Annotated in this window: 17 protein-coding genes, 1 tRNA gene and 1 pseudogene; 4 read left to right on the top strand and 15 right to left on the bottom strand. The window is 58.4% G+C overall.

Going from position 1 to position 16,300, the window contains the following annotated elements; all coding sequences use genetic code 11:
* Window positions 1–73 precede the first annotated feature (73 nt).
* The 7 genes and pseudogenes from rplL to PSQ19_RS02835 all read right to left on the bottom strand — a co-directional run bounded on the left by rplL (window position 74) and on the right by PSQ19_RS02835 (window position 4,449).
* Entirely contained in the window at window positions 74–445 is a 372-nt protein-coding gene (rplL, locus tag PSQ19_RS02865) for a 50S ribosomal protein L7/L12 (RefSeq protein WP_282219552.1), read from the bottom strand.
* Between the two features lie 66 nt (window positions 446–511).
* Window positions 512–1,033: a 50S ribosomal protein L10 gene (rplJ, locus tag PSQ19_RS02860; RefSeq protein WP_282219551.1), complete on the bottom strand. Its 522-nt coding sequence runs from the start codon at window positions 1,031–1,033 to the stop codon at window positions 512–514.
* A gap of 321 nt (window positions 1,034–1,354) precedes the next feature.
* Window positions 1,355–2,050: pseudogene (rplA, locus tag PSQ19_RS02855) on the bottom strand (50S ribosomal protein L1).
* 3 nt (window positions 2,051–2,053) lie between these two features.
* Complete coding sequence (gene rplK / locus PSQ19_RS02850; protein WP_282219550.1) at window positions 2,054–2,482, bottom strand: 50S ribosomal protein L11; 429 nt, start codon at window positions 2,480–2,482, stop codon at window positions 2,054–2,056.
* A gap of 130 nt (window positions 2,483–2,612) precedes the next feature.
* Complete coding sequence (nusG, locus tag PSQ19_RS02845) at window positions 2,613–3,143, bottom strand: transcription termination/antitermination protein NusG (RefSeq protein ID WP_282211499.1); 531 nt, start codon at window positions 3,141–3,143, stop codon at window positions 2,613–2,615.
* A 36-nt stretch (window positions 3,144–3,179) separates the two neighbouring features.
* On the bottom strand, window positions 3,180–3,374 hold the full coding sequence (secE, locus tag PSQ19_RS02840; protein WP_282219549.1) for a preprotein translocase subunit SecE: 195 nt from the start codon (window positions 3,372–3,374) through the stop codon (window positions 3,180–3,182).
* A 211-nt stretch (window positions 3,375–3,585) separates the two neighbouring features.
* A complete protein-coding gene (locus PSQ19_RS02835; RefSeq protein WP_282219548.1) occupies window positions 3,586–4,449 on the bottom strand; it encodes a sterol desaturase family protein in 864 nt (287 codons plus the stop codon).
* A gap of 216 nt (window positions 4,450–4,665) precedes the next feature.
* On the opposite strand from PSQ19_RS02835, the gene PSQ19_RS02830 reads away from it, so the two are divergent.
* Both PSQ19_RS02830 and PSQ19_RS02825 read left to right on the top strand, forming a co-directional pair.
* Entirely contained in the window at window positions 4,666–4,944 is a 279-nt protein-coding gene (locus tag PSQ19_RS02830; protein ID WP_282219547.1) for a YrhK family protein, read from the top strand.
* Between the two features lie 26 nt (window positions 4,945–4,970).
* Window positions 4,971–5,369, top strand: a complete 399-nt coding sequence (locus tag PSQ19_RS02825) for a methyltransferase family protein (RefSeq protein ID WP_282219546.1) — start codon at window positions 4,971–4,973, stop codon at window positions 5,367–5,369.
* Between the two features lie 129 nt (window positions 5,370–5,498).
* On the opposite strand, the gene PSQ19_RS02820 is transcribed toward PSQ19_RS02825, so the two are convergent.
* Window positions 5,499–5,575 (bottom strand) — tRNA-Trp (locus tag PSQ19_RS02820).
* Window positions 5,576–5,632: 57 nt separating this feature from the next.
* A complete protein-coding gene (locus tag PSQ19_RS02815; RefSeq protein WP_282219545.1) occupies window positions 5,633–6,025 on the bottom strand; it encodes an MAPEG family protein in 393 nt (130 codons plus the stop codon).
* Between the two features lie 340 nt (window positions 6,026–6,365).
* On the opposite strand from PSQ19_RS02815, the gene PSQ19_RS02810 reads away from it, so the two are divergent.
* Window positions 6,366–6,578, top strand: a complete 213-nt coding sequence (locus PSQ19_RS02810; RefSeq protein ID WP_282219544.1) for a hypothetical protein — start codon at window positions 6,366–6,368, stop codon at window positions 6,576–6,578.
* A gap of 17 nt (window positions 6,579–6,595) precedes the next feature.
* Here PSQ19_RS02810 and PSQ19_RS02805 read toward each other — a convergent pair whose 3' ends face one another.
* The 6 genes from PSQ19_RS02805 to PSQ19_RS02780 form a co-directional block, all read right to left on the bottom strand.
* The gene (locus PSQ19_RS02805) at window positions 6,596–8,152 is read right to left on the bottom strand and encodes a penicillin-binding transpeptidase domain-containing protein (protein ID WP_282220596.1); all 1,557 of its coding nucleotides are present in this window, start codon (window positions 8,150–8,152) and stop codon (window positions 6,596–6,598) included.
* Window positions 8,153–8,195: 43 nt separating this feature from the next.
* Window positions 8,196–8,732 (bottom strand): transglycosylase domain-containing protein, encoded by a 537-nt coding sequence (locus tag PSQ19_RS02800; RefSeq protein WP_282219543.1) that lies wholly within the window; start codon window positions 8,730–8,732, stop codon window positions 8,196–8,198.
* Window positions 8,729–9,664, bottom strand: a complete 936-nt coding sequence (locus PSQ19_RS02795) for an alpha-2-macroglobulin family protein (protein ID WP_282219542.1) — start codon at window positions 9,662–9,664, stop codon at window positions 8,729–8,731. Before PSQ19_RS02795 ends, PSQ19_RS02800 begins: the two co-directional genes overlap by 4 nt.
* Before the next feature lie 311 nt (window positions 9,665–9,975).
* Entirely contained in the window at window positions 9,976–11,409 is a 1,434-nt protein-coding gene (locus tag PSQ19_RS02790; protein ID WP_282219541.1) for an alpha-2-macroglobulin family protein, read from the bottom strand.
* Window positions 11,294–14,224 (bottom strand): alpha-2-macroglobulin family protein, encoded by a 2,931-nt coding sequence (locus tag PSQ19_RS02785; RefSeq protein WP_282219540.1) that lies wholly within the window; start codon window positions 14,222–14,224, stop codon window positions 11,294–11,296. Before PSQ19_RS02785 ends, PSQ19_RS02790 begins: the two co-directional genes overlap by 116 nt.
* A gap of 250 nt (window positions 14,225–14,474) precedes the next feature.
* Window positions 14,475–14,921, bottom strand: a complete 447-nt coding sequence (locus PSQ19_RS02780) for a pseudoazurin (protein ID WP_282219539.1) — start codon at window positions 14,919–14,921, stop codon at window positions 14,475–14,477.
* A 215-nt stretch (window positions 14,922–15,136) separates the two neighbouring features.
* On the opposite strand from PSQ19_RS02780, the gene nirK reads away from it, so the two are divergent.
* Window positions 15,137–16,267, top strand: a complete 1,131-nt coding sequence (nirK, locus tag PSQ19_RS02775) for a copper-containing nitrite reductase (protein WP_282219538.1) — start codon at window positions 15,137–15,139, stop codon at window positions 16,265–16,267.
* Window positions 16,268–16,300 lie beyond the last annotated feature (33 nt).

Raw genomic sequence — 16,300 nt, 5'->3', positions numbered from 1 at the left:
ATCCGTCCAATATTACGCGGACGGCGAAATCGGAGCGGCACCTAGGCGCCGCCCCGACTATAAACAAGACGAACTATTTGAGTTCGACCTTGGCACCAGCTGCTTCCAGCTTGGTCTTGATTTCTTCGGCTTCAGCCTTGGAAGCGCTTTCCTTGATGGTCTTGGGAGCGGCTTCAACCAATGCCTTGGCTTCACCCAGGCCGAGACCGGTGATGCCACGAACTTCCTTGATGACGTTGATCTTGTTGTCGCCGAACGAGGCAAGAACAACATCAAATTCAGTCTTTTCTTCGGCAGCGACAGCTGGAGCGCCGCCGGCGGCAGCAACAGCAACTGGTGCGGCAGCCGAAACGCCCCACTTTTCTTCAAGCATCTTGGAAAGCTCGGAAGCTTCCAGAACGGTCAAGGCGGACAGGTCGTCGACGATTTTGGCGAGATCGGCCATTTGATAAATCTCTCTTTGTACAGGTTGTTACGGTTTGAACCGTGGAAAGCCCCGAAGGGCTCAGGTTTAAGCTGCTTCGTTGCTCTTTTCCGCGTGAGCGGACAACAGACGGGCGATACCGCCAGCCGGTGCGACGACAACCGAGGCGATACGCGTTGCGGGCTGCTTGAGCATCCCGGCAAGCGTGGCGCGAAGTTCATCGAGCGACGGCATGGTCGACAGTGCCTTGACGCTATCGGCGTCAAGTGCGGTTTGGCCCATGGCGCCACCAAGAACGACATATTTGGCGTTCTTTTCAGCAAACTGTGCCGCAATTTTCGGCGCAGTCATGGGATCATCCGCATATGCAATGACGATCGGCCCGTTTAGCAGGGCCGACATGTCCGCATTGTCGGTTTCTTTAAGAGCAAGCTTGGCAAGACGGTTTTTTGCGATCCTGACCTGTCCACCAGCCTGTTTGATATCGCGACGAAGCGATTCAAGGGCGGCGACATTCAGACCGGCGTTCTGCGCAAGTACGATCGATCCAGCACCCGAAAGGGTTGACTGTAGCGATGCGACAAGCTCACGCTTTTCCGCTCTATCCACTGCAAGTCTCCACATTTAGCCCGGCTAAAGTACACCGGACCGTTGCCAATTGTTGCCTCGTGTCTCGAAAGACAGTCAAAACAACGGTTTAACGCCTGTCAACCGATGCCCCGAAGGACAACTGGCCTGGTTCGTACCGCAAAACACCGGCTCCAAAAGGAGCCTGAAATCTTGTGGTCTTCACCCCATCTATGCTGGCACCAATTTGGCATTAAGCTAACCCAGATCGGTTAGCACCGGCAGTCTCGGACAGGACTTTTCGTTAGCACCTGCTAGCAGAATGCTAACGTTTCGGGCGGCAATGCCGCCCAAAACTGCTAATTAATGCGCCGAAGCGGGTTCGACGTGTACGCCTGGGCCCATGGTCGAGGACACAGCAACCCGTTTTACGTATGTACCCTTGGCACCAGCTGGCTTGGACTTTTGAACCGCGTCCGTGAACGCCTTGATGTTTTCAAGCAGAGCCTTCTTCGGTGAACGAGGCCTTGCCAACACCGGCGTGCAGGATACCGGCCTTTTCGACGCGGTATTCAACAGCGCCGCCCTTGGCGGCCTTGACCGCACCAGCGACGTCAGGCGTAACCGTGCCAACCTTGGGGTTGGGCATCAGATTGCGAGGTCCAAGAATCTTACCCAGACGACCAACGAGCGGCATCATGTCGGGGGTGGCAATGCAGCGATCGAAATCGATCTTGCCCGCCTGGATCTGTTCCATCAGATCTTCGGCGCCAACGATATCGGCGCCAGCGGCCTTGGCTTCGTCTGCCTTGGCATCCTTGGCGAAAACAGCAACGCGAACGGTCTTGCCCGTACCGTTTGGCAGGGTGACGACACCGCGAACCATCTGGTCGGCGTGACGCGGGTCAACACCGAGATTGATGGCGATTTCGATGGTTTCATCAAATTTCGAGGTTGCGCGCGCCTTGACCATCTTGACGGCCTCATCGAGCCTTGTAGAGCCTTGTTGCGGTCGATGCCTTCGCGGGCCTTGACCATTTTCTTACCGACGTGTGCCATCTATCAACCCTCGACCTGAATGCCCATGGAACGGGCAGAGCCAGCAATCATCGATACAGCGGCATCGACATTATCGGCGTTGAGATCTTTCATCTTCTTTTCCGCAATATCACGCAGCTGCGCCGTCGAGATGGTGCCTGCGCTTTCCTTGCCGGGCAGTTTGCTGCCGGACTTGAGGTTGACAGCCTTCTTGATGAAGTAGCTAACAGGGGGCTGCTTCATGGTGAAGGTGAAGCTCTTGTCGGCATAGGCTGTGATCACGACTGGAATGGGCGAACCTTTTTCCATTTCCTGCGTCGCGGCGTTGAACGCCTTGCAGAATTCCATGATGTTAAGACCGCGCTGACCCAGTGCAGGGCCAATTGGCGGGGATGGTGTCGCCGAAGCGGCCGGCACCTGAAGCTTTACGTAGCCAACGACTTTCTTTGCCATAATCGTCCTATCCAGTTTTGCCCGCTGTCAGGCGGACCGTTTGACGCTGTGGTTCGAGTGTCATGCGAGCGCTTGGCAGCGACCGCCCTCTCCCACAGATTTTGCCGGAACCAACGCTCCGGCAGTTTGATCAGACCTTTTCGACCTGACCATATTCGAGTTCGACCGGTGTGGGCCGCCCGAAAATTGAAACCTCAACCTTGAGGCGCGCCCGCTCTTCGTCGACCTCTTCGACCACGCCATTGAAGCTGGCAAAGGGTCCATCCGAAACGCGGACGCTTTCGCCCACTTCGAAGCTGATCGAGGGTTTGGGATGCTCGACGCCGTCCTGCACCTGCTGCAGAATTGACATTGCTTCCTTTTCCGAGATCGGCATCGGCTTATTGTCCGAGCCCAAAAAGCCCGTGACCTTTGGCGTATTCTTGATGAGGTGGAAGGCCTGATCGGTCATTTCCATCTTCACCAGAACATAGCCTGGAAAAAACTTGCGCTCGGCGTCAACCTTGCGGCCGCGACGGACTTCGACAACTTTTTCAGTCGGAACAATCACATCTTCGAATAGATGCTCAAGTTTGGTCTGGGCTACCTTTTCAAGGATCGCCTCTTTTACCTTGCGTTCAAAATTGCTGTAAGCCTGAACGATGTACCAGCGTTTGGCCATGCCGCGTCGCCGCTCCTGATATTAGTATTAGCCGCCTTAGCGGATCGACAGCATCAACGATACCAACCACGAGATGATCTGATCCGCCAGCAGGAAGAACAGACTTGCCGCGATGACCAGAACCAGCACCATGATGGTGGAAACCACCACTTCATTGCGACCGGGCCAGGTAACCTTGGAAACTTCCGTGCGGACCTGCTGAAAAAAAACGATCGGGTTCGTACGGGCCATAAGCGAATCAACTCGTTTGAGTTTTAATGCAAAACCAAAGGCCGCGCAGTTAACCCGCACGGCTGGAGATGCGGTATCTAGAGAAGTTACGCGCCAAATGCAACAGCTGGCAGAGGAAAATGTCCCCTAAAACAACCATCGGCAACTATAGATGGGCAAATGCCCGACATTTTCAAGGACGCAGGTGGCATTAGTGACCGTCCTGCCATGGCTAAGATTGCGAGGCCTGTCCCTTACCCTGCCCTGCCCTCTGTCGCCAATTTCGATAGGCGGCGTAAGAACGCGGCTTGAAGGGGTGGAGTATCTGCCCAAGGAAACCCGGGGCCATCTTGTCGGATACACCCAATGCCACGTCACACGGACCGGGCACGCGCCGCGTGCCAAACATCAGGTCAATGAATGAGAACACCGTTGTAAAATTGGTATTGAAAGCTGCCGGATCGAGAGCGTGGTGCCAACGGTGCATGGCCGGGGAGACGAAAATCCTGCCGAAAACGCGGCCATAAGTCCACGGCACATCGGCATGGATAAAGGCACCGTAATAGTGACGGACCAGACCATTGACGAAAACCGCATAGGGTGGCAGGCCCAATGCCGTCAGCACGGTGGCGTCCAAGATAAAAGTGGAAAGACGGTTGAACGGGTGAAACCGGAATATGGCCAACCAGGTCATCGCCGTGTCACTGTGATGAATAGCGTGCGCTGGCCAGAGGAGCGAGGTGTGCTCGAGGCGATGACGCCAATATCCGATCATGTCACCAATGAATACGGCCAGCAGCGCAACGATGACGGCGGGCACTGTCTGCCAGAACCCCGCCAACGCATTGGTCGGGCCGAACTGTTGAAACAATCCGGCGATTGCCAGCGAAGTGACAATGATGATCGGCGCCACCAATATTGCGTCCAAGGTCAGCATTAGCACGGCGATTTTAGCTTCGGGCGCGTATTGCCTGATGTCCGCGACCACCTGCCGCCCCTTGGTTGCCAGGGCCAGGATGATAAAAAACGGCAATGGCAACAGGGAATAGACCACTCCAGACATTTGCGTGCCCAAATAACTCAGTACGTCGTGCATCCGGTCGATTTCCCCAAAACTCCAGGAAGGGTCAGTATGTGCGTAAAATTATTGCGATTTGATCAATCGGACGCGGCGAAATTGGCGCATGCCTGACAAGCACGGACATGTGACTCCGACGACCTGCCGGCGCCGATGGCGATATTGACACCCAAGTGGAAAAGCCGGTTCGGTGAATTCGGACACATCCAATCGAGACAACAAAGCGAGTACCCGATGGCCATCTTTCAGCAAGACAGCGCAACCAATACGCCGCAGCAACGGAAACTCTATGCGGTATATGAACTGGTTTACACGCTTGTGGACGCAATGGCCGCCATTCTGTTCTTGATCGGGTCGGCTCTGTTCTTTTACGCTTCGCTACAAACGCCCGCCATCTGGATGTTTGTCGTTGGATCTGCCTGTTTCGCACTAAAGCCAGTGCTGCGGGTGGTGCGAGAATTTCACCTGCTGGCGATTGGTGATATCGACTCGCTGGCGGACCGGTATCGGTAAAATCGATCAACTCATCTGAGGCTATCTTGCGCAAACCACCTGATTTTTTTGCGACCCTGGCAGTCGGCGCAGCAATATTGCTCGAATGGCTAGCCCCACTAAACCTGCTGCCGGCGCGGGCAGTGCTCAGCTTTATGGTGCCAATCGGCACGGGACTGGGCGTTGCGGGTGTCGGACTGGAAATTCTTGCAGCGCGCGAACTTGCTCGGGCGCGCACGACCACACGTCCATTTCACAAGCCGATCAGCCTGGTGACCAGCGGCGTTTTCAAGTTTAGCAGGAACCCATTCTATATCGGCATGATAATGCTGCTCAGTGGCGGTATGGTGGCTTTCAGCCTGGATTGGGTCATTATAACGATACCCGCGCTTTGGTTCGCGCTGGACCGTTGGGTGGTGCCGGTGGAGGAGCAACAGGCTCCTTAATGAATTTGAATCCGGATATCAGGCATACGCCCAGAAAACACCGCGATGGCTGTTTAGCCGGTCAACGGTTTGACCGAGATGCGTCGCGCCAATCGATCGAAAATGGTGTCTTCCTGGTGGAGACAGGCCTGGCAGGGGCGGGGGGACTCGAACCCACGACCCTCGGTTTTGGAGACCGATGCTCTACCAACTGAGCCTACACCCCTCCAGGCGAGGCCGTGTCTAGTCGGAAAGTCGGTTTTGCGCAAGACCCAGTTGCGTGCTTAAGCCCAGATATGCGGAATTAGCGGGATCGCCATCAGGAGCAAACCGATCAAGGCAGTCATGAATGCTACAGACCGCCAGGGACTGAGTGCCTTGAGGTAGCACACAACGTGGCCGACCCTGCCGATCAGAAACAGCCAGGCACCGAGTAGCGACAGCCATTCCTGCTCACCCAGAACGATGGACAATACAGATAGCGTGACGAACACGGGTAAGGTTTCGTGGAAATTTCGCAGGGCGTTTTGGGCACGCGATAATTTTGGTGTTGGCGGCGGTAGATTGTCCCTCGGCCCCATCTGCGATTCAGGGCCAACCTGATCAACCAGATATTTTCCCGGCAGGAACGCCTGAAACACGGCCAAGACAAGAACCAGAAATATGATCAGCAACATTGCAATATGCCTTTTTGGCTTGGTGACCGTATCCTTGTGCCTGCCCCGGTCGCAAACGGCAAGGGGTGCGGGCACACCGCAAAGCAAATATGCCGACGTGAAAAGCCCCTGCCCCCGGCTATTGACAAATTGAGTCGGCACTTTCCGCTAACCGACTGAAATCAATATAAGATAGGTTGGCATAGTACGAATGATCTAATGGTCAAATTCGCGCTTGGGCCGCATAGTGGTTTTGCGACAATACGCGGCGAGTTCACCATATGGCGGATTTGCAAAACTGCAGATGGACAGACGGTCAATTTTGTTATTCGCTAGCCAAGCGAGCAAGGGAGAGCGAGCGATGAAACCCATGACGGATACAATTCTCGAGGGTGTCAAGCCATCGGACTTTCGGGACATGCAGCACATCAGCGAGGGACGCCTTGGCGCGCTTGGCGTTGATGTCGTCGACAGGCTCGTCGCCAATGGTTGGGTGCAGCCTGTGTCGGGTACCTATTTGATCACATTAACCGGGCGTACGCTGATGGACTATCCGCGCGGCATACGGGCCTGACGTTCAAGGCGACGGGGTTAATTCAAAAATACGGTGACAGCATCACCACGGCCCTCGGAATCGATGACTGATAGGGTGACGTAGCCCGGACCATCCGGCGTCCAACTTTCCTGACGAGCAAATTCAGCATGCCCGAACGGCGCGCCGTTGGCGAGGAACGTAAAAGGCGGTACGCCGTTGCGAACCTTGACGAACAAGGGCGCTGTGGTGTCACTGCTCAATCCCAGATCGACCTCCACACCATCGGTTGGAAATGCTATTTCGGGCGCTGCGTCGCGCGCGACCATGTCGCCATCAGGATGCCGAAAGCGGCGCAGTGGCGCTGGAAGCTCGGTGTTTGTGGCCAGGATGGCGCCGGTTGGCGCGCGGGGCAATGGCGCGCGACGGTCGCCAAGCCGGTCAAAACTCTCAAACAGGATCGGTGCGGCCCCCGTTATGCCGGTGAGGCCGGGTACCGGAGCACCATCGGGGCGTCCCACCCACACGCCGATGACCGTTTTACCATCAAAGCCAATGGCCCAGGCATCGCGATAGCCATAGGAGGTTCCGGTTTTATAGGCGATGCGACCGGGCGATCCGTTGAGCGGCGGGGGTACGTCGGCAAGAATATCAGCAACATACCAAGCAGCGACTGGATCAAGTACCGGCGGAGCGAATGGTACCTTGGTGATCGGATCGGCTGCGGTACCGTCCAGGAGTTGGACCGCTTTGCCGCCATTGGCGAGAGCGGCATAGAGGGAGACCAGATCGCGCAGGGTGATGCCGACGCCACCCAAGCCGACAGCCAGGCTGGGGGCGGTGTCGAGGGGTAGGCGCGGTTCGGCATGGGCTCGGCGCAGCCGGGCCACAAGGCGCGCCGGGCCAACGGCGTCGAGCACGACGATAGCGGGGATGTTGAGCGACTGGGTAAGCGCATCGTGGATCGTGACGGTACCACGACTAAAACCGTCGAAATTGACCGGCACGTAGCTGCCGAAGGCGGTGGGGCGATCTTCGATCAGGCTTTGCGGGTGTGCGAGGCCAAGCTCGAAGGCAAGACCGAAGATCAGCGGTTTGAGGGTTGAACCGGGTGAGCGCACGGCGTTGGTCATGTCCAGAAAGCCATCGGCCTGGGTGTCGAACAGACCGGCGGAGCCGACCGAGGCGAGGATTTTGCCGGTGGCGATATCGGCGGCGACGATGCCGACCGAGACTTTTGGGTCCAGCCGTCGCGCACGGGTGGCGCCAAGATGTTCGAGTGCGTCCTGCAGGCGACGGTCTATGGTGAGGGCGATGGTGCGCGCCTGTGGTTGGGCTTTGACCGCCTGTTCGGCCAGATGGGCGGCGAGCATGGGGAAATCACGGCGGCCAGTTGGGACAGGCTCGAGTTTGGCGGCGCGGGCTTCCTCAACGCTGAGGGCGCCGGATTGGGCCAGTCGATCAAGCACCATATTGCGGCTATTGCGAGCGGCTGTGGGATCGCGGTCGGGTCGACGCGCCTCGGGCGACTGCGGCAGTGCAACCAAAAGGGCCGATTGGGCGGTGGTCAGACGGCTGGGTTCCTTGCCGAAATAGGCAAGGCTGGCCGCGCGTATACCTTCGATATTACCACCATAGGGAGCCAGGGTCAGGTAGAGATCAAGCGATCTGGTCCTTGCTTAGATGATGCTCCAACTGGTCGGCGTGCACCATCTGGCGCAGTTTGCCCCAGAGGTTGCGGGTGGGTTCACCTTCAACAAGCCGGGCGACCTGCATGGTCAGGGTCGATCCACCCGAGACAACGTGCCCGCCTGCGGCAACAAACTGGGCTGCGGCGCGGAACATGGACGACCACGCAATGCCGTTGTGGCTGGCGAATCCACGATCCTCATAGGCGAGCAGCATGGCGATGAAGTGCGGATCGACATCGGCGCGATCAACTGGCAGACGCCAGCGACCGTCGGCAGTAGTGAAGGGGCGCAGCAATTTGGCGTTGCGATCAATAACGGCGACTGACACCGGCAGACGATCGAGATCGGGTGTGGCAGGCAAGTCGTTGGTGATGCCGATCAGCATCGAGTTGAGTTGAATGACCGCTGCAAAGACCAGCACGAACAGTGAAAAGGCGGCAATGATGAGCCGCCGCGTCCAGGGACGCAGCGGCGTTTCATGATAAGCGTGCCCGGGACTTGTCATGGCCCGGTCGCAGTGACCTCAAGTGAGCCGGCGGCCGTATTGGCGCGGAACTGGGGTCGGTACATGTCCTCTACCGTGGCGCCCGGGAGGACGAAAGTTCCGGGCGATACGGCACGGACCAGATAGGCCGTGGTAATGCTGGGTTGCTCAGCACTATAGCGGAAGGCGGCGACATATTGGTCAGTGCGTGATTCCACGTGATTTGGCTGATTGAGCTTGAGCCAGCGATAATCGGCGGCACCACCACCGGCAGAAAGATCGGGGTTTTCAATCTCGAACCCGGCAGGCAGCGGATCAGCGACGAGATATTGCCCTGAACCCAGATTTTTCGGCCGGATGGTCAGCACCACGACCAGACGGGTATTTTGGGCGATCGGGGTCAATTCAGGATCAACCCGGCTACCATCAGGCAGGAAATATTCCCGTGACAGGGTAAAGCCATTGCTGGTGGCAGCGGGTTGGGTGGTCGGGTAGCCAGAAACGGTAACGTTGACCTCACTGTCTGTGTCGCCTGTGTTGGCGATCTCGTGTGCGACAAAGCCGATTCTGTCGTACCGGCGGTAGAGCGGCGCCGACAGGGCGTCGCCATCAAGGCTTATGGCGCCTTCGGTCGTCTCACTGCCGGTCGCGGCGGCGGCGAGCAGCGTCCAACTATCTTCCTGGGTTGAGGTATAGAGTTCGGCATCGCGCAAGGTTCCAACATCCCGGGCCAGGGCGACGAGGTCGACGCTGGTCGGGCTGAACTCGGCGGCCAACGCCAGAACGCCGGCGGTGTCGCGCAAACGACTGCCATAGTCAGCCCGGTAGCCGGGGTCAGCCTCGGTGTTGTCGAGGCGGGCGACGGCGGCGGAGAAGGCGACGGCGGCACGCTTGTTGTCGCCATAGAGTGCCAGTGCCGCGCCGAGCCTGAGCCTGGGCCAATGGCGTTGCAAAGGCGTTCAGGCGGGCCTCGAGATAGTAGCGAAGATCGCCCATTGACGCCCGCCCTGCCCGTGCCAGATCATATAACGCATAGGCAACATCCTCGCCGCCATTGTCAAAATCGGCGGCATAAGAAAGTTGGTTGGCAAGATTGTCCAAAGCCATGGTCAATGCCAATTCAGGCACATCGTAGCCTTGATCCTTGGCCCGCAAGAGGAAGTCGGTGACGAAGCCATCGAGCCAGGCGTCACCACCGCTGAATGGACCCCAGAGGCCAAAGCCGCCGCCAGAGGTCTGCTTGGCAAGCAGGCTGGCGATGGCATCAATGACAGTTTGGTTGAGCCTTGGAGTCTTCTTCCAACCCCATCAAGCGGGCAACATCGTTGAGATAGAGCAGCGGCAGCGCGCGGCTCGAGGTTTGCTCGGCGCACCCATAAGGATAGCGATCAAGCGAGACCAGCAATCCGGGCACATCGAGCCGGGCCAGAGGGCCAATGGCGAGAGTCATGATGGTGGCGTCGTCGATATAGCCATCAAAGAAGCCATCGTCGATGGTGAAGCTGTCGCCCGCCTTGAGCGGCAATAGTCGGCTGGTGGTGACCATGGCGCTGGCGGGGCGCACACCAAGGGTCAATTCCTTGGTTTGGGTGGTGCCGTCGGGCGCGGTCAGCGTGACAACAACAGGCCAATCGCCAAGACCCGTGCCGGACAGGGCGAGATCGAGGCTGGTTCTAGCACCTTGTGACAAGTCGATATCCGATGAGGCTGCACCTGCGGCAATGCCGTCCCCGGTCGACAGGTCGACGCCGTAAGTGCCAGCGTCGCCACCGACATTATTTACTTCGACCAGCAATCGGGATTGGTCGCCGATACGCAAGAATCGCGGCGGGCTAAGCGTGACCACGACAGGATCGCGCACGATGACATCGGCGGAGGCGTGCCCGACAGCATTAGTCGTCCAGGCCATGGCCACGACGCGGACGGTGCCGGCAAAATCTGGCATGTCGAACGCAACGGTGGCGTTACCATTGGCGTCAACCTCGACGATGCCGGAGTGAAGAGCGACCAGCACCGACGTTGGCGGCGGTGTTCCCAAGCGGGCGGCGGCGCCATCACCACCAGAGCGCATGGCTCCGGCCAGACCCTGGGTCGGGTCAATCAACTGGCCATAGAGGTCGCGCACCTCGACGCCTAACTGGCGCTGACCAAAATACCAGTCGTCAGGACTTGGCACCTTGAAATTTGTGAGGTTAAGAATGCCGAGATCGACCGCTGCGACGGCGACATAAGCGGTTTGGCCAGCAGCAACATTGTCCAGATGTACGGTCGCGGCGAAACTTTGGCGCGGCAGCGACACGCTTGGCGTATCAAGAGCAACATTGAGTTTCCGGTCGCCGGGATCAACATCGGCAAAGGCCAGACCAAGCGCTCGCGAGGGCATACGTTTTTCGCCAGCGTCGGCAGGTCGATAGAGGACCGCCGTAACATAGGCGCCTGGGCCCCAGTCGTCGGTGACGGGCAGGTCGATTGTCGTACCGCCTTCAGGCACTTGAACGGCCTGCATATTGATGATGGTGTTATCCACGACCATGATCAACGCCGTGCCAGCAAATTGCGGGTCAAGTTTGAGTTGGGCAGTTTCACCGACGCGATAGGCGGGCTTGTCCAGAGCAACCTGAAGGGTATCGGGCGTATCGCTGCCGGCGTCGGCATAATAATAGCCCGCATAGAATTCGTAGGCTCGATGAGGTTGCACCCTCGCCAGTAGTTTCAACTTCGATCTGATAGCGACCCCAGTCGACATTGGCGCCAATGGTTACCGGACCGCCGTCAGGCGTATCGGCGCTGCCAGAAGCGACCTTGTTGGTGGTGGAAATTGCTTCCCACTTCCAGGTGCTCCCGTCGCGGTACCATTGATAGTTGGTGTCAACCCGGGACAAGGTCCATTTGAGACCTGTGGCGGCAATTGCAGCACCGTCGGGCGCGACGACCACAACTTGAAACTGTGCTTCGCTGCCCTCGGCGAGCCCGGTCGGATCGGCAAATACAGGTTTGATACCGAGGCGATTGCCATCGGCGAGCAACGGACGGCTGAGGCTACGTTCTATTGTGCGCCCGTTGGTATCGACGAGGCGGAACAGCAACTGGGCGGCAAGCGGCCGCGTCGTTGCCTGTAGTTCGGGAATGGTCAGTTCGGCGACAGCATCGCCAGAAGCATCGGTGGTTGCGACGACACCCAGCGGCTCACGGCTGGTTTCAATGGTGTCATCAAGGCGGCCGAAGGTGTAGCCCGGATAGTCCTTGAGCGTTGTGCGCGGGCTGATGATTACGTCTGCCTCGACGTCGAGATCGGGCGCTGTGGCACCATAAAGATATTTGGCGTTGAGATTGACCGTACTAACCGCGCCGGCCTTGAGCGGCGCGTCGGGCGCGTTGAGTTCAAAGGCCAATCGCTCGGGTTCGAAGTCCTCGACCAGAAAGGCGGTTGTCGCCAGCGCGTCGGCCTTGGGGTCGGCGTAAAGGCGAATTGTCCAGGAGCCGCGCATGGCTTCTTCGACCATGGGCAAGGCGGCGAAATAGCCACCGGCCCCCTGATCCTTGAGAACCTGCTTTTGTGCAACGACGCCATCGGGACGTTCGACCGACAAGGTCAATGGCAGATCGGGAACGGCATTGGCTTGTGCATCGCGTAACAGCGCGGTGAGAAAAACGGTTTCGCCGGGACGATAGACGCCACGCTCGGTGGTCGCGAACAGGTCCAGCGGTCCGGGCGCGGGGCGCCCCTCGACGCCACGGTCGGTCAGATCGAAGGCTGGCTTGGACAGGTCAAGAAACGCATAGTCGCCATCAGCGGTCTCGGCGGTCAAAAGCTGGGGCGCCCTGCCCCCTTGGCCGCGAGACAGGCCCGGCGCAAAACTTGCTCGACCATCGGCGTCAGTTTTGGCTTGTCCCAGAATGTCATTGTTGACGGCGACGAGCCGAACGGTGGCGCCCGCGACCGGGGCCGCGTCACCAAGACCGCGAACGAAGGCAGTGACGCCGTCATCGCCGGCAAATGTTGTCAAACCCAGATCGGTAACGATGAACCACTGTGTCGCCATTTCGGTCCAATATTCGGTGTCTGTTCCCTTGACCCTGGCGGTGATGACGTAGGCACCAGCGGTCATGTCACCGAGCGTCCTGGCGACGGGAATGGCGGTTGTGGTCATGACGTTGGCCGCGCCCTGGGCCAGATCAATTTCGCCATTCCAGACCTGCTGCCCGACCCTGTCGGCAATGTCTTCGGCCGAATATTGGGTCAAATTGCCCTGAAAGATGCCGTCGCGAACGGCGGTGGCGATAGCGCGGTCACCAATGCGATAGATCATGATTTCGGCAGTTTGTGCGTTGACCGAGGTGATCGGCAGACCGCCACCCAATCCGGCGGGCATGACATAGGCATTGTTGGCGAAACCGACAAACGGGGTGCGATCAGGCACATAGACGTCGAGATCGACATCCTTGGCCAAGGTTTCGCCATCGGCGGAGGGCAGCCCGGCGCGCAAGCGAATTTCATAGCGGCTGCCATGCGAGACGCCATCGACACAGACCTGACTCTGCTCGGTTTCTACCGCGACCTGCGGTGTGTCGGCGACGACAACGAATGCTGACAGATCAGCGCCCAGGGCCAGAGGTTCCGAAAATACCGCGCAAATGCGCGGCGCTGCGGATTCCGCATCGACCACATGATCGACGACGCGAAAGCCATGCAACGCGACCACATCCTCAAGGTGTGCGGCAATTTTCTGGCTTTGGGCCAAACTGAGGGACAAGCGATAGGTGGCGATGACCTCGCGCCAGTTCTGGCGATATTCCATAGCGGCAGCCAGAGATGCCAGTGCATTGGCGCGGTCCTTGTGTGTTTGGGAACGCAAGAACGCATTCAGTGCCGCCGAGGTAGCGGTGAGGCCTAGGTCATAACTATTATCGCCACTTGATTTGCCCGAAACCGCAGCCGCCCGCGCCAAAGTGGCGTCTGCCAACGCCTGCCAAAGGGCGAAGCCGTTGGCATTTATTGCCAGGGCCTGTCGATAGGCAATGATGGCACCAGCTGGGTTACCGGCCCCAAATGACTGATTGCCGGACACAACCAGATCGGCATAGCTGGTTTTGGGCGGTGGCGCATCGGTCTGGGGCAGTTCACGCGCCAATCGCTTGGCAGCGTCAATCAGGTTGGCGGCAGGAAAGGGTAATTCGGCCCGCCGGAGCGCGTCGACGGCTTGGGCGGACGGGTCACGGGCGATGGTGCCGGAAATTGCACCATCGAACTGGGTGGCCTGCCCTGCCCCAGCTTTGAGAAAGCACCATTTGGACCGCTGGTTATAAGTGAAGGCGTCGCAGATATTGTCGCTGGCGCAGGCGGCGCTACAGCTATTCTGGTCAGTATTTTTGATGATGGCGTAGTCAAAGCCGGGAAGGTCGGTATTCTCCTGAAGGCTTATCTGCGGCTCGGCGGCGTGAACATTTGACAGCCCGAAGCCCAGCACCACCAGAAAGTAGACCCAAGATATCGACCTAACCCACTGCAACATAGTGACCTCCCAGACGCGGCGACGCTATTAGGGAGCCAGAGGGCGACGATTGCAAGTGCACAATGGTGGTGATTCAATTTGTACGTTGATGGGTGCTCGGTCTGTTAACCCAAACAGGGTGTTGGGCACACCGCACCCGCGGCGTCGACATATCAGCGCAAAATGTAAGATCATTAGCGCTGATGGGCGTCAAAGGGCGGGCTGGAGATGAACCAGGCGGCGGGTGCGCGCCCGGTTCAGGTCGATATTGTCAGAGACCGGCTTCTGCATAAATGGCATCAAACCGTTCCTGCGGCTTTCTGGGAACCTTCACCGCTTTGGCCGCATCAAGGTTGGCCAATTCGTCGCCGACGAACACCATGCCGATCATGCCCATGGCGAAGTGTGGAGTACACTTGAAACCGTAGGCGCCAGGCACGTCGAACGTCATGCTGAATGGCTGGCTGATCTTGCTTTTGAATGCCTCGACGCCTTCGGGCAGCATGCCCTTGATGCTCTCGACGTCGTGCCCCTTGTCGACCACTACGAAATTGACCGTGTCACCAGGCTGGATTTTGACGAAGGCCGGTTCGAACACCATCGCTCCGGCCGCGCCCTTGTTGAGCATCTTGATCTCGAAATCGGCCGCATAGGTCGGCGCGAGTGCCAAACCGGCAAATCCGAGGGCGATAATGGCGGTTTTGATAGCGGTGCGCATGGAAATTCTCCTTGAATTTGCGGCGTCCTGATGGGGCCGACTGAGGGGGCTTTTAGGCGCACCTTGTCGGCGGCTCTTTGACTTAGGTCAATCAAATCAAACATTTCTGGAAGCGCCGATTTGTTTGCGTTTGATCAAAGATAACGCACTGAGGAGGGATTACATCCGCTTCATCGAGCAAAGGTTGTGCTGCGCTCAAGACTAAGGAAAATGTTATGGAAAACCGTTCTGTACTATCCCGGCGCGCTTTATTGGCTGGAGCCGCGGCCATTGGCACAGTTGCTCAGCTTTCTACAATATTGGCGGCGTCCGCCAAAGAAGTTCTGACACCAGCAACGGCGACAAATATCGCTGGTCTCAAACGCGAAAAAGTGGCGCTGGTTGCACCACCCTTCGTGCATGCGCACGAACAGATTGCCAGTGGCGATCCCAAGATCGTCGAGTTCACGCTGGTCATCGAGGAAAAGCCGCATGTCGTGGACGACGATGGCACCACATTGTGGGCGATGACATTTAACGGCACGGTGCCCGGGCCACTGATGGTCGTGCATGAGGGCGATTATGTCGAACTGACGCTGATCAATCCCGACACCAACATGCTTGGGCACAATATTGACTTCCACGCCGCCACCGGTGCCCTTGGTGGCGCCCCTCTGACCGAGGTGAGCCCGGGCGAAAAGGCAATCATGCGTTTCAAGGCGACGCGCTCCGGCGTGTTCGTTTATCACTGCGCGCCATCCGGCATGGTGCCATGGCATGTCACAGCGGGCATGAACGGCGCGATCATGGTATTGCCACGCGAAGGACTGACTGACGGCCACGGCACGGCGCTACACTATGACCGGGTCTATTACGTGGGTGAGCAGGACTTTTACGTGCCCAGGGATGAGACCGGCGCCTACAAGCGGTATGAGAGCATTGTCGACGGTTATGACGACGCCGTAACCGCAATGCGCACATTGACGCCAAGTCATGTGGTGTTCAATGGCCGGGTGGGCGCGCTGACCGGCGAGAACGCGCTGATGGCGGCGGTCGGCGAGACCGTGCTGATCGTGCACTCCCAGGCCAATCGCGATACTCGACCGCATCTGATCGGGGGTCATGGAGACTATGTCTGGCCCGGCGGCAAGTTTGGCAATGCGCCCGAGGTCGGCCTGGAAACCTGGTTCATCCCAGGTGGGGCTGCAGGCGCTGCACTCTACACCTTCGTGCAGCCGGGCATCTATGCCTATGTGAACCACAATCTGATCGAGGCGTTCGAGTTGGGCGCTGCCGGGCACTTCAAGGTTAGCGGTGACTGGGACGACGATCTGATGACCGGGGTGCTCGCCCCCAGCCCCATCTAGCACAGGCCCATGGGCAGGCGCCGCCGGAGCGGT

It is taken from the genome of Devosia algicola (assembly GCF_028816455.1).
Classification (GTDB): Bacteria; Pseudomonadota; Alphaproteobacteria; order Rhizobiales; family Devosiaceae; genus Devosia; species Devosia algicola.
The sequence above is the reverse complement of the archived record's forward strand: the minus strand, read 5'-3'. Positions and strand labels throughout refer to the sequence as shown.

Bases quoted from the DNA above. Each gene is read 5' to 3' on its own strand.
- rplL (WP_282219552.1), bottom strand. From the start codon at position 445: ATGGCCGATCTCGCCAAAATCGTCGACGACCTGTCCGCCTTGACCGTT.
- rplK (WP_282219550.1), bottom strand. From the start codon at position 2,482: ATGGCAAAGAAAGTCGTTGGCTACGTAAAGCTTCAGGTGCCGGCCGCT.
- nusG (WP_282211499.1), bottom strand. From the start codon at position 3,143: ATGGCCAAACGCTGGTACATCGTTCAGGCTTACAGCAATTTTGAACGC.
- secE (WP_282219549.1), bottom strand. From the start codon at position 3,374: ATGGCCCGTACGAACCCGATCGTTTTTTTTCAGCAGGTCCGCACGGAA.
- PSQ19_RS02835 (WP_282219548.1), bottom strand. From the start codon at position 4,449: ATGCACGACGTACTGAGTTATTTGGGCACGCAAATGTCTGGAGTGGTC.
- PSQ19_RS02830 (WP_282219547.1), top strand. From the start codon at position 4,666: ATGGCCATCTTTCAGCAAGACAGCGCAACCAATACGCCGCAGCAACGG.
- PSQ19_RS02815 (WP_282219545.1), bottom strand. From the start codon at position 6,025: ATGTTGCTGATCATATTTCTGGTTCTTGTCTTGGCCGTGTTTCAGGCG.
- PSQ19_RS02810 (WP_282219544.1), top strand. From the start codon at position 6,366: ATGAAACCCATGACGGATACAATTCTCGAGGGTGTCAAGCCATCGGAC.
- PSQ19_RS02800 (WP_282219543.1), bottom strand. From the start codon at position 8,732: ATGACAAGTCCCGGGCACGCTTATCATGAAACGCCGCTGCGTCCCTGG.
- PSQ19_RS02785 (WP_282219540.1), bottom strand. From the start codon at position 14,224: ATGTTGCAGTGGGTTAGGTCGATATCTTGGGTCTACTTTCTGGTGGTG.
- PSQ19_RS02780 (WP_282219539.1), bottom strand. From the start codon at position 14,921: ATGCGCACCGCTATCAAAACCGCCATTATCGCCCTCGGATTTGCCGGT.
- nirK (WP_282219538.1), top strand. From the start codon at position 15,137: ATGGAAAACCGTTCTGTACTATCCCGGCGCGCTTTATTGGCTGGAGCC.